Here is a 12146-nt window from a genome sequence, read left to right on the forward strand (position 1 = left end):
TCGCCTCCAGGTTGAGTGCATAACCAGCGGTTGAGGGCTGCTCAGCCCTTCAGGATCCAGCGAATCAGCCCGGCCACCACCGTCAGGCTGGCCACGCCGCCCAGCCAGAGCAGCAGGAACCAGCCCAGCCGCTGCAGCGCCTTGGGCGCCGCCATCAGTGGTAGCCCTCGCCCACCCGCACCTTCCCGCGGAAGATCCAGTAGGTGTAGGCGGTGTAGCCCAGGATGATCGGCAGCAGCACCACCGCCCCCACCAGCAGGAAGGCCAGGGAGGAGGGGGCGGCGGCGGCGTCCCAGATGGTGATGCTGGGCGGCACGATATGCGGCCAGAGGCTGATGCCGAGCCCGGTATAGGACAGGAAGAACCAGCCCAGCGCGTAGAGGAAGGGCGCGCCGTCGCGCCAGCGGAAATGCCGCCCCGTCGGGTCGTGCGCCGCCGCCGCCTCGCGCTCCGCCGTCGCCGGGATGGCGCGGAAGAAGCGCCAGGCGAGGAAGGCCACCAGGATCGGCACCGGCGCGGCGCGCAGCATCCAGGGCATGGCGAACCAGCGCTCGAAAAAGGCCGGCTGCAGGAAGGGCATGATCAGGCTGACCAGGGCGATGGCGCCCAGCGTCGCGATGCCCAGGATGCGCGCCGCGCGGCGCGACTTGGCGGCGATCTCGCCCTCGGTGCGCCAGATCAGCCAGCAGGCGCCGAGCAGCCCATAGCCTACCAGCAGCGCCAGCCCGGTCAGCAGGGAGAAGGGCGTCAGCCAGTCCCACCAGCCGCCGGCATAGGCGCGGTTCTCCACCCGGATGCCCTGCACCACGGCGCCGAGCGCGATGCCCTGGCAGAAGCCCGCCACATAGCTGCCCCAGGAGAAGGCGCGGTCCCACCAGGTCTGCGCCCGCTTCGTCGCCGCCTTGAAGCGCATCTCGAAGGAGACGCCACGGAAGATCAGCGCCAGCAGCATCAGGATCAGCGGCAGGTAGATGGCGGGGAAGATGGTGGCATAAGCCAGCGGGAAGACGGCGAAGAGGCCGGCGCCGCCCATCACCAGCCAGGTCTCGTTGCCGTCCCAGACGGGGGCCACGGAATTGACCATCACGTCGCGCTCATCCTTCTCCCGGAACCAGGGGAAGAGGATGCCGAGGCCGAGATCGAACCCGTCCATCACCACATAGAGGAAGACGGCGGTGGCGATCAGCATCGCCCAGATCAGCGGAAGGTGCTGTTCCATGGTCGTCCTCCTCAGGCGCGATCGGGATGCGCGTGCTGCGCGGCGCCGGGCACGGTGCCGGCGGTGCGGATCGGCTCGTCCTGGCGCGGCCCTTCCTCGGCGGTGTGCGGCGGGTGCGCGAACAGCCGGAACAGGAACCAGATGCCGGCGCCGAAGACGATGAAATAGACCAGGATGAAGGCCAGCAGCGAGGTCGCGACCGCCGGCGCCGCCAGGGGCGAGACGCTGTCCGCCGTGCGCAGCAGGCCATAGACGGTGTAGGGCTGGCGCCCGGCCTCGGTGGTGGTCCAGCCCGCCGTCACCGCGATGAGGCCGGAGGGGCCCATCGCCACCGCCGCGCGCAGGAAAAGCGGCGTGTCATAGAGCCGCCCGCGCCAGCGCAGCAGCAGCGACACCAGCCCCATCGCCGCCATCGCCGTGCCCAGCCCGACCATGATGCGGAAGGCCCAGAACACCAGCGGCACATTGGTCGGCCGCTCCTCGCGCGGGACATCCTTCAGCCCCGGCGTCTCGCCATCCCATTCATGCGTCAGGATCAGCGCGGAGAGGCGCGGGATCTCCAGCCAGACCCGCGTCTCCTCCCGCGCCATGTCGGGCTGGCCGAGCAGGATCAGCGGCGCGCCGCGCTGACGCTCCCAATGCCCCTCCATCGCCGCGACCTTCTGCGGCTGGTGCTGCAGCGTGTTCAGCCCGTGCATGTCGCCGATGACGATCTGCAGCGGTGCGACGATCGCCGCCATCCACATCGCCATGGAGAACATGATGCGCGCCCGCTCATTGCCGCGGTCGTGCAGCACATGCCAGGCGCCGACGGCGCCGACGATGAAGGCGGTGGTCAGATAGGCGCCGGTGACGGTGTGCGCCAGCCGGTAGGGGAAGGAGGCGTTGAAGATGATCGCCCACCAATCCTCCGGCATGAACAGCCCGTTCGGGCCGATGCTGTGGCCGCCCGGCGTGTGCATCCAGCTATTGGCCGAGAGGATCCAGAAGGAGGAGATCAGCGTGCCGATGGCGACCAGCAGTGTCGCCGCGAAATGCAGCTTCTTGCCGACGCGCTCCAGCCCGAACAGCATGATGCCGAGGAAGCCGGCCTCCAGGAAGAAGGCGGTCAGCACCTCATAGCCCAGCAGCGGGCCCAGCACATTGCCGGTGCGGTCGGCGAAGACCGACCAGTTGGTGCCGATCTGGTAGGACATGACGACGCCGGAGACGACGCCCATGGCGAAGGCGATGGCGAAGACCTTCAGCCAGTATTTGAACAGGTCGAGATAGGCGCTCCGCCCGGTGAAGAGCCACAGCCCTTCCAGCACCGCCAGGAAGCTGGCCAGCCCGATGGTGAAGGCCGGGAAGATGAAGTGGAAGGTGATGGTGAAGGCGAACTGGAACCGTGCCAGGTCCAGCGCGCTTGGCAGCATCTCCATGCGGAGCCCCCTTTGCCCGGCGGGCCGCCGGCAAGGGAACGGCGCCGCCCATCGCCCGTCCGGCCGCCACCCTCCCCGGGCTGGCGCCGGCGCGCAGGAAGGCCGGCGGAAGCCTGGCCGCCCCCTTTCCCGCAGCGCTAACCCGCCATGCCGGGTTTCGTTGCAGCCGGGGCCGCACGCCGCGCTTTGCCGGCCGGCCCCGGATCAGTCTAGGAAATCCCCCGACACCGGAGGAAGGAGACGCCCATGAGCGAAGCCATCACCTTGCCGCGCACGCCCTCGCTGCGGCTGGATGGGCGGCGCGCGCTGGTCACCGGGGCGGGGCGGGGCATCGGCCTGGCCGCCGCCGCAGCCCTGGCCGAGGCCGGCGCCCATGTCACCCTGGCCGCGCGCAGCGCCGGCGAGATCGGCGCGGCGGCGGACGCCATCCGCGCCGCTGGCGGCCAGGCCGACACGCTGCAGATCGACGCCGCCGAGCTGCCGGCGGTGAATGCGGCGCTGGCGGCGCGGGAGCCCTATGACATCCTGGTCAACAATGCCGGCACCAACCGCCCCGCGCCCTTCCTGGAGGTGACGGAGGCGGATTTCGACGCGGTGATGGCGCTGAACCTGCGGGCCTGCTTCTTCCTGGCCCAGGCGGTGGCGAAGCGGCTGGTGGAGGCGGGCCGGCCCGGCTCGATCATCCAGCTCTCCTCGCAGATGGGGCATGTCGGCGGGCCGCGCCGCAGCGTCTACTGCGCCAGCAAGCACGCCATGGAGGGCATGACCAAGGCCATGGCGATCGAGCTCGGCCCGCACCGCATCCGGGTGAACACCCTCTGCCCGACCTTCATCGAGACGCCGCTGACCCGGCCCTTCTTCCAGGAGGCCGCCTTCCGCGACTGGGTGCTGGGCAAGATCAAGCTCGGCCGCGTCGGCCAGGTGGAAGACCTGATGGGGGCGGTGCTGTTCCTGGCCTCCGACGCCTCGGCGCTGATGACCGGGAGCGCGCTGCTGGTCGATGGCGGGTGGACAGCGGAGTAAAAAAGGAAAAGTTCTTTTTTGGAAAAAAGAACCAAAAAACTTTTTTCAGCTTGGCGGCCCGCATCGGGCCTGAGGCGGGACGCCAACGGACAAAGTCTTTTTGCTTCTTTTTCTTCAGAAAAAGAAGGCCTTGCTGAAATCCTGCTGAGACCCTTCGCGGGGTCTCCTTGCATACGGATGCAAAGCCGCGCTTGCATCCGTATGCAAACGCCCCCACTCTCCCCGCGAAGCAGAGGAGGGACCGCCATGATCCGCTATCTGAAGAAGGGCGCCGAGGCCGCCGAGACGGCCGAATACGACCGCAAGGTGCGCCAGACGGTCGAGGGCATCCTGGCCGATGTCGAGGCGCGCGGCGACGCCGCGGTGCGCGAGCTCTCGCAGAAATTCGACAAATGGTCGCCGGAGAGCTTCCGCCTCTCGGGGGCCGAGATCCAGGCGCTGATCGACAGCCTGCCCGCGCAGGTGATCGAGGACATCAAATTCGCGCAGAGCCAGATCCGCCGCTTCGCCGAGGTGCAGCGCGCCTCGATGCAGGATGTGGAGGTGGAGACGCTGCCCGGCGTCACGCTCGGCCACAAGCACATCCCCGTCGAGAGCGTCGGCTGCTACATCCCCGGCGGCCGCTACCCGATGGTGGCCAGCGCGCATATGTCGGTGCTGACCGCGAAGGTCGCCGGCGTGCCGCGCGTCATCGCCTGCACCCCGCCGCTGAACGGGCGTGGCGCCGGCCGCGACGGTGGCCGCCATGCACATGGCCGGGGCGGATGAGATTTTTCTCCTTGGCGGCATCCAGGCGGTGGCGGCGATGGCGATCGGCACCGAGACCATCAAGCCGGTGGACATGCTGGTGGGCCCGGGCAACGCCTTCGTGGCCGAGGCCAAGCGCCAGCTCTATGGGCGTGTCGGCATCGACCTTTTCGCCGGCCCGACCGAGACGCTGGTGATCGCCGACGACACGGTGGATGTGGAGATCTGCGCCACCGACCTGCTGGGCCAGGCCGAGCATGGCCCGACCTCGCCCGCCGTGCTGCTGACGACGTCGCAGAAGATCGCCGAGGGCATCGAGGCGGAGATCCAGCGCCAGCTCGCCGTGCTGCCCACCGCCGACATCGCCTCCATCGCCTGGCGCGACCATGGCCAGGTGATCCTCTGCGACACGGAGGAGGAGATGCTGCAGGTGGCGGACGACATCGCCTCCGAGCATGTGCAGGTGATGACGCGCGACCCGCGCTGGTTCCGCGATAACATGCGCAACTATGGCGCGCTGTTCCTTGGCCCCGAGACCAATGTGGCCTATGGCGACAAGGTGATCGGCACCAACCACACCTTGCCCACCAAGAAGGCCGCGCGCTACACGGGCGGGCTCTGGGTCGGCAAGTTCATCAAGACCTGCACCTGGCAGGAGGTGAAGCCCGAGGCCTCGGCGATGATCGGCGAATACTGCTCGCGCCTCTGCGCCATCGAGAATTTCGCCGGGCACAAGGAGCAGGCGGATATCCGCGTGCGGCGCTATGGCGGCAAGAACGCCGCCTGAGGGACCTGCCATGCCGGCGCCGCGCGCCGGCATGGTGACGGCGCGCGACCTGGCGCGGCAGCTCGGCGTGTCGCAATCCATGGTCTCGCGCGCCTTCAGCCCCGGCGCCTCGATCGCGCCGGAGATGCGCGCGCGCATCCTGGAGGCGGCGACCGCGATGGGCTACCGGCCCAACATCATCGCCGCCTCGCTGTCGCGCCGCCGCTCCAGCCTGGTCGGGCTGGTGATGGGCGAGCTGTCCAACCCCTTCTACCCGGCGGTGCTGGAGCAGCTCTCCCAGGCGCTGCAGGCGGCGGGTTTCCAGACCCTGCTGCTGACCGTGCCGCCCGGGCAGGAGGCGGATGCCGCCCTGCCGATGCTGCGGCAATACCATGTCGATGCGGTGGTGGTGACCTCGGCCAGCCTGTCCTCGGCCGGCGCCGCGCATTGGCTGGGCGATGGCCGCGCCGCCCTGCTGTTCAACCGCGCGGGCGGCGAGGACACGCCGCTCGACAGCGTCGCCTGCGACAATGTCGCCGGCGGGCGCATGGCGGCCGAGGCGCTGCTGGAGCGCGGCCGCCGGCATATCGCCTTCGTCGCCGGCCGCGCCGACACCTCGACCAGCCGCGAGCGCGAGGCCGGCTTCTTCGCCGTCTTCGCCGAGCGCGGCCTGCCGCCGCCGCGCCGCATCGAGGCCGGCGGCTACAGCTACGAGGCCGGCCACCGCGCAGCCCTCGCCGCCGGCGATGCGGATGGGCTGTTCTTCGCCAATGACATCCTGGCGCTGGGCGGGCTGGACGCGCTGCGCCACGGGCTCGGCCGGCGCGTGCCGGAGGCGGTGTCGGTGATCGGCTTCGACGATATCCCGATGGCCGCCTGGCCGGCCTATGGCCTGGCGACGCTGCGCCAGCCGGTGGCGGCGATGGTGGCCGCCAGCGTGGCGCTGCTGCGCCAGCGCCTGGCCGGGGAGGCCGGCCCCGCCCCGCACCGCCAGCGCCTGCCGGCCGAGCTGCTGCGCCGCGCCTCGCTCTGAGGGCGCGCGCGGCGCCCCTATGACGCGGCGCGATACACGGTGCGTCAACGCGGCCCATGCCCTGCTGTTGCCGCCCCGCAGGAAGCGGGGCCGCGTCGCCAGGGGCCTGCCGCATGCTGAACCGACTCTCTCTCCGCGCCATCCTCTACGCGGTCATCGGCCTGCTGGCGGCGCTGGCGCTGTCCCAGGCGCTGCTCGGCCTGCGCAGCGCGCTGCAGCAGCGCGACGAGGCCGGGCTGGCGCTGGAGGCGAATGCCACCGCCGACCTGCTGCTGGCGGCCGCCGGCGGCTGGGCGGCGGAGCGCGGCGGCACCGCCATGGCGCTGGGGGCCGAGGCGCCGGCCAGCCCCGAGCGCCGGGCCGCGCTGCAGCAGCAGCGCCGCACCGCCGATGCCGCGCTGGCCGAGGCGCGCGCCCGGCTGCAGGCGACCGGCCAGATGGCCGACCCCGCCATGGCCCGCCACGCGGCCGGGCTGGCGACGGCCGAGGCGGCGGTGGCCGCGCTGCGCCAGCGCGTCGACACCGCCCTGGCACAGCCCCGCGCGGCGCGGGAGACGGCGCTGCCGGCGCAATGGTGGGAGGGCATGCGCGGGCTGATCGAGGCCTCGCAGGCGCTGCGCCTGGCGCAGCGCGGCCAGGGCGACGGCACCGAGGCGCGGCTGGCCGCGCTGCAGGGCCTCAAGCATTTCGTCTGGCTGGCCACCGAATTCCTGGGACGCGAGCGCGGCACCATCGCCGGCCTGCTGGCGCGCGGCGCACCGATCCCGCAGGCGCAGATGGAGGAGCTGGCGACCCATCGCGGCCGGGTGGAGACCGCCTGGGGCATGATCGAGGCGGCGCTGGAGCATGATGGCAGCACGCCGGCGGCGCGCGCCGCGGCCCTGGCGCGGGAGCGGCTGGCGGGCCCCTTCCAGCAGACCCGCCGCGCCATCTACGCCGCCGGCCTGGCCGGCCAGCCCTATCCCGTGGCGGGCGAGCAATGGTGGCAGGAGGCGACGGCGGTGATCGAGGCGCTGCGCGGGCTGAGCGCCGCGGCGGGGGAGGAGGCGGCGCAGCTGGCGGCGGCCGCCTCGGCGGCTGCGACGGCACGGCTGGCCTTCTACCTGACGGGGCTGGCGCTGGCGCTGGCGGTGGCGCTGGGTGCCTGGCTGGCGGTGTCGCGCCGCGTCTCGCGCCCGCTGCTGGCGATGACGGCGGCGATGCGCCGGCTGGCGGAGCGCGACTTCGCCGCCGCCATCCCGGGCGCGGGGCGGCGCGACGAGATCGGCGCCATGGCCGGCGCCGTGCAGGTGTTCCGCCAGAGCATGATCGAGGGGGACCGGCTGGCCGAGGCGCAGCGCGCCGAGCAGGCGCAGAAGGCCGCCCGCGCCGCCCGGGTGGAAGCGCTGGCGCAGGGTTTCGAGCGGGATGCGGGGCAGCTCGTCGCCATGCTGGCGGCCGCGGCGACCGAGCTGCAGAGCACCGCCCAGGCGATGCGCGAGGGCGCCAGCCAGGCGGATGGCCGGGCCGGGGCGGTGGCCAGTTCGGCCTCCGAAGCCAACGCCAATGTGCAGACCGTGGCGGCGGCGGCGGAGCAGCTGGCGGCGTCGGTGACCGAGATCGCCCGGCAGGTGCAGCGCTCCAACACCGTCTCCTCCCGCGCGGCGGAGGATGCGCAGCGCACCGACGCCACGGTGCGCGCGCTCTCGGCCGCGGCGCAGCGCATCGGTGACGTGGTCGGGCTGATCAGCAGCATCGCCGGCCAGACCAATCTGCTGGCGCTGAACGCGACGATCGAGGCGGCGCGGGCCGGGGAGGCCGGCAAGGGCTTCGCCGTGGTGGCGTCCGAGGTGAAGTCGCTGGCCAGCCAGACCGCCCGCGCCACCGAGGAGATCGCGACGCAGATCGGCCAGATCCAGCAGGTGACACAGGAGGCGGTGCTGGCCATCCAGGGCATCGCCGGCACCATCGGCGAGGTCGGCCAGATCACCGGCGCCATCGCCGCGGCGGTGGAGCAGCAGGGTGTGGCGACGCGGGAGATCGCCCGCAATGTGCAGCAGGCGGCGGATGGCACCCGCAGCGTGACGCAGCATGTCGGGGAGGTGTCGCAGCTGGTGGGCGAGACCGGCGGCGCCGCGCAGGATGTGCTGAACGCCGCCGGCGAGCTGTCGCGCCAATCCGAGACGCTGCGCCGGCAGGTGTCGGATTTCCTCTCCGGCCTGAAGGCGGCCTGACGCGGTGGCGGCGGCGCGGGCAGGGCCCCGCGCCGCGCCGTGTCAGAAGGCGCCGACCATGGCGCCGAGCGCGATCACCACGATCAGCGCGGTGACCGGGATCACCAGATTCACCACGAAGATGTCCCCATAGGAGGATTTGTGGGTGAGGCCGGTGATGGTCAGCAGCGAGATCACCGCGCCATTGTGCGGCAGCGAGTCGAAGCCGCCGGAGGAGATGGTGGCGATGCGGTGCAGCAGCTCCGGGCTGATGCCGAGCGCGTTGGCGCGCTCCAGATAGGTGCTGCCCAGCGTCTCCAGCGCGATCGACAACCCGCCCGAGGCCGAGCCGGTGATGCCCGCCAGCGCGTTCACCGCGATGGCGAGCGAGATGGTCGGCGTGTCGGGCGCGATGCCGACGACGAAGTCGCGCACCAGCACGAAGGCGGCCAGCGAGGCGATGACGGCGCCATAGCCCACCTCGCTCGCGGTGTTGAAGATGGGCAGCATGGAGCCCATCGTGCCTTCGTTCAGCGTCTTCTGCGGGTCGCGCAGATGGCGGCGCTGCAGCAGCAGCACGGTCAGGATGGCGCCGACCAGCGCCACGATCAGCGCCCAGGTGCCGATCACCGCGGCGGGGGCGACATTGCCGTAGATCTGCTGCGCCAGGTAGCCGAGATCCATGCGCGGGAAGACGACCAGCGAGAACAGCGCGTTCAGCCCGATCACCACGACGATCGGCAGCATGGAGAGCGCGAAGCCCGGGCGCTCGCCCTCGTCGAATTGCGGCAGATTCTCCTGGTGGTCGCCATAGCCTTCGCCGGCGGCCTGCGCCTTGCGGGCGCGCCATTGCAGCCAGGCCAGGCCGCCGAACAGCATGATGCAGCCGGCGATGATGCCGAGGCCGGGGGCGGCGAAGGTGGTGGTGCCGAAGAAGCGCGTCGGGATGGCGTTCTGGATCGCCGGCGTGCCGGGAAAGGCGGTCATGGTGAAGGTGAAGGAGCCGAGCGCGATGGCGCCCGCGATCAGCCGCTTCGGCACCTTCGCCTCGCGGAACAGCGCCGCGGCGATCGGGTAGATGGCGAAGGCCACGACGAAGAGCGAGACGCCGCCATAGGTCAGCACGCCGCAGGCCAGCGTCACCGCCGCGATGGCGTGCCGGGCGCCGAGCTTGCGCACGATGGTGTGGGCGATGGTGGTGGAGGAGCCGCTATCGGCCATCAGCTTTCCGAAGATGGCGCCCAGCATGAAGATCGGGAAGAACAGCACGACATAGCGGCCGAGGCTGGTCATGAAGACCTGGGTGTAGGTCGCCAGCAACGGCCCGCCCTGCGCCATCAGCACCGCGACGGCGGCCATGAGCGGGGCGAGGTAGAGCACGCTGTAGCCGCGATAGGCGAAATACATCAGCCCGGCGAGCGAGAGGATGATGGCCAGAGTGCCGATCAAGGGATGTCTCCTGCTGGAGGATGGCCACCGCGCCCGGGCGGCGGGCGGTGGGGAAAGGCCGCCCCGCGGAGGCTGCGCGGGGCGGGGCGCGGCGGTCAGGTCAGCGCCGCGCGGCGCGTCACTTGGGCTGGGCGCGCAGATGCGCCACCAGCGCCATCAGCCGCCGGTTGCGCCAATCGGTGCGGGCCTGCAGCTGCTCCGCCGGCAGCGCCTCGCGCCGCTCGGCCTCGGCCCGCGCGATGGCCTCCGCCGACCAGGGCTGGGGATCGCGGCGCGACAGCGCGATGCGGTGGTAGAGCGGGGCGAGCCGCGCCGAGTAGTCGGTGATGCCGCCCGGCGCGTTCAGGTCGATGGTCTCGAACGGCCCCATGAAGGCCCAGCGCAGGCCGAGCCCCTCGGACATCGTGCGGTCGATATCGGCGGCCGAGGCCAGGCCCGCCTCGTACAGCGCCCAGGCCTCGTTCAGCAGCGCGCCCTGCAGGCGGTTCAGGATGAAGCCCTCGATCTCGCCCTTCACCTCGATCGGCGCCTGGCCCCAGCCCTCCATGGCGGCGCGCAGCACGGGCAGGATGGCGGCATCGGTCCAGGGCGCCGGCACCAGCTCGACCAGCGGCACCAGATGCGGCGGGTTCACCGGATGGGCGATCAGGAAGCGCTCACGCTTCGGCAGCGCTTCGGTGAAGGCGGAGGCCGGGATGCCGGAGGAGGAGGAGCCGACGATGGCGTCGGCGCGCATGGCGGCGTCGATCTCGGCGCAGGCGGCCTGCTTGACCTCGACCCGCTCGAGGACCGATTCCTGGATGTAGTCGGCCGGGCCCACCGCCTCTGCCAGGCTGTGGCAGAGGGTGATGCGGGCCAGCACCGGCTCCACCGCCTCGACCAGCCCGGCGCCCTGCATGTCCTCCAGCATGCTGCGCAGCCGCGCCTCGGCCTGGCCGCGGATGCTTTCGCTGGCGTCGTAGAGCCGGACGCTGGCGCCGCCGCGGGCGAAGACCAGGGCCCAGCCGGAGCCGACCAGCCCGGCGCCGACCACGGCGACGGTGTTCAATGCGTGTGGCATGGCGTGTCCTTCTGCGGGGATGAGGCGGTGCTGCCGCGCGGCACCAGCGTGCCGGGCAGGCGGGTGAGGCGGGGCGGCGGTGGCGCGCCGTCCAGCACCTGGCCGAGCCAGCGCAGGGCGGCCTGCAGCATCGCCTCCAGCGGCTGGCGCAGCGTCGTCAGGTCGTGCGAGGGCCAGGCGGACATCGGGATGTCGTCGAAGCCCGCCACCTTCAGATCCTGCGGCACGCGCAGGCCGAGCCGGTGGCGCGCCGCCTCCAGCGCGCCGAGCGCCAGGATGTCGCTGGCGCAGAACAGCGCGTCCGGCGGCTCCGGCCCGGTCAGCAGGGCCAGCGCCGCGTCGAAGCCGGCCTCATAGGTGAAGGCGCCGGCCGGCTGCTCGCGCGGCGCGAGGCCGGCCTCGGCGCAGGCGCGGCGGAAGCCGGCGCGGCGCTCCGCCTGGGTGGAGGCCTCGGCCAGGCCGCCGATGAAGGCGGGGCGGCGCGCGCCCTGCGCCAGCAGATGCGCCGTCAGCGCCGCGGCGCCCGCCTCATTGTCGCAGACGATGCTCTCGGCGCGGACCTCGCCGGGGAAGCGGTTGAGGTAGAGCAGCGGCGTGCCGGCGGCCTCGCAGGCGGCGGCGGCGTCGCTGCTGAGGGTGGTGGCCAGGATCACCACGCATTCCGGCTGGTAGGAGAGCAGCAGGCGCAGCGCCGCCGCCTCGGCCCCCGCCGGGCCTTCCGCCACGCCCTCGTGCCCGGTCATCAGCCCCGCCGGGCCTTCGCGCCCGGTCACCAGCATGGTGTTGCAGCCGGCCTGCTGCAGCGTGGCGCAGAGGCGCGACAGCGCCTCGGGATAGAAGGGGTTGTGCAGGTCGGAGACGACAACACCCACGATGCGGGTGCGCCGGGTGATCATGCCGCGCGCCAGCGCATTGGGCTGGTAGCCCAGCGCCGCGGCGCGGGAGAGCACCTGGGCGCGCGTCGTCTCGGCGATCGCCGCCCCCGCATGGAAGGCGCGGGCGACCGTCGCGACCGACATGCCCAGCTCGCGGGCCAGATCCTTGATGGTGATTCGGGGGGCGGGCCTAGACGGCATCGCTCCCCCCGGCGCGGCGGCGCATGGCGTTCCTCTCCTCCGCCGGGCCTTTGGCGGCCCTGGTCGTTGGCTGAGAACGTTCTCGGAAGCCGCCGCCCTGTCAATCGCGGGGGGCTGACGTGTGCGTGAACGCGCCGCCGGGCGGGACCCGGCGGCGTGT

Annotated in this window: 11 protein-coding genes; 5 read left to right on the top strand and 6 right to left on the bottom strand. The window is 72.1% G+C overall.

Annotation, left to right across the window (positions count from 1 at the left end; all coding sequences use genetic code 11):
• Positions 1–41: 41 nt before the first annotated feature.
• From QE401_RS04330 to QE401_RS04340, 3 genes are read right to left on the bottom strand one after another with little or no spacing between them, the layout of a single operon-like run.
• The gene (locus QE401_RS04330; RefSeq protein WP_307137039.1) at positions 42–155 is read right to left on the bottom strand and encodes a DUF2474 family protein; all 114 of its coding nucleotides are present in this window, start codon (positions 153–155) and stop codon (positions 42–44) included.
• Positions 155–1219, bottom strand: coding sequence for a cytochrome d ubiquinol oxidase subunit II (gene cydB, locus QE401_RS04335; RefSeq protein WP_307137040.1), 1065 nt, complete (start codon positions 1217–1219; stop codon positions 155–157). The genes QE401_RS04330 and cydB overlap by 1 nt, the downstream gene beginning before the upstream one ends.
• Positions 1220–1230: 11 nt before the next feature.
• Positions 1231–2640: a cytochrome ubiquinol oxidase subunit I gene (locus QE401_RS04340; protein WP_307137041.1), complete on the bottom strand. Its 1410-nt coding sequence runs from the start codon at positions 2638–2640 to the stop codon at positions 1231–1233.
• A 246-nt stretch (positions 2641–2886) separates the two neighbouring features.
• Between QE401_RS04340 and QE401_RS04345 the strand changes: the two genes are divergently transcribed.
• The 5 genes from QE401_RS04345 to QE401_RS04365 all read left to right on the top strand — a co-directional run bounded on the left by QE401_RS04345 (position 2887) and on the right by QE401_RS04365 (position 8422).
• Entirely contained in the window at positions 2887–3663 is a 777-nt protein-coding gene (locus tag QE401_RS04345; protein WP_307137042.1) for an SDR family NAD(P)-dependent oxidoreductase, read from the top strand.
• Positions 3664–3909: 246 nt separating this feature from the next.
• Complete coding sequence (locus tag QE401_RS04350; protein WP_307137043.1) at positions 3910–4431, top strand: histidinol dehydrogenase; 522 nt, start codon at positions 3910–3912, stop codon at positions 4429–4431.
• Positions 4382–5197 carry a histidinol dehydrogenase gene (hisD, locus tag QE401_RS04355; RefSeq protein WP_307137044.1) on the top strand — a complete coding sequence of 272 codons (816 nt, stop codon included), beginning with the start codon at positions 4382–4384 and terminating at the stop codon, positions 5195–5197. The genes QE401_RS04350 and hisD overlap by 50 nt, the downstream gene beginning before the upstream one ends.
• 10 nt (positions 5198–5207) lie before the next feature.
• Complete coding sequence (locus tag QE401_RS04360) at positions 5208–6209, top strand: LacI family DNA-binding transcriptional regulator (protein ID WP_307137045.1); 1002 nt, start codon at positions 5208–5210, stop codon at positions 6207–6209.
• A 113-nt stretch (positions 6210–6322) separates the two neighbouring features.
• The gene (locus QE401_RS04365; RefSeq protein WP_307137046.1) at positions 6323–8422 is read left to right on the top strand and encodes a methyl-accepting chemotaxis protein; all 2100 of its coding nucleotides are present in this window, start codon (positions 6323–6325) and stop codon (positions 8420–8422) included.
• A 42-nt stretch (positions 8423–8464) separates the two neighbouring features.
• On the opposite strand, the gene QE401_RS04370 is transcribed toward QE401_RS04365, so the two are convergent.
• The 3 genes from QE401_RS04370 to QE401_RS04380 all read right to left on the bottom strand — a co-directional run bounded on the left by QE401_RS04370 (position 8465) and on the right by QE401_RS04380 (position 11986).
• Positions 8465–9850, bottom strand: coding sequence for a GntP family permease (locus tag QE401_RS04370; RefSeq protein WP_307137047.1), 1386 nt, complete (start codon positions 9848–9850; stop codon positions 8465–8467).
• A gap of 118 nt (positions 9851–9968) precedes the next feature.
• Positions 9969–10910, bottom strand: a complete 942-nt coding sequence (locus tag QE401_RS04375; protein WP_307137048.1) for a 3-hydroxyacyl-CoA dehydrogenase — start codon at positions 10908–10910, stop codon at positions 9969–9971.
• The gene (locus QE401_RS04380) at positions 10895–11986 is read right to left on the bottom strand and encodes a LacI family DNA-binding transcriptional regulator (protein ID WP_307137049.1); all 1092 of its coding nucleotides are present in this window, start codon (positions 11984–11986) and stop codon (positions 10895–10897) included. The genes QE401_RS04375 and QE401_RS04380 overlap by 16 nt, the downstream gene beginning before the upstream one ends.
• Between the last annotated feature and the right edge of the window lie 160 nt (positions 11987–12146).

Origin of the sequence: Pseudoroseomonas cervicalis (genome assembly GCF_030818485.1) — a bacterium.
Taxonomy (GTDB): domain Bacteria; phylum Pseudomonadota; class Alphaproteobacteria; order Acetobacterales; family Acetobacteraceae; genus Pseudoroseomonas; species Pseudoroseomonas cervicalis_A.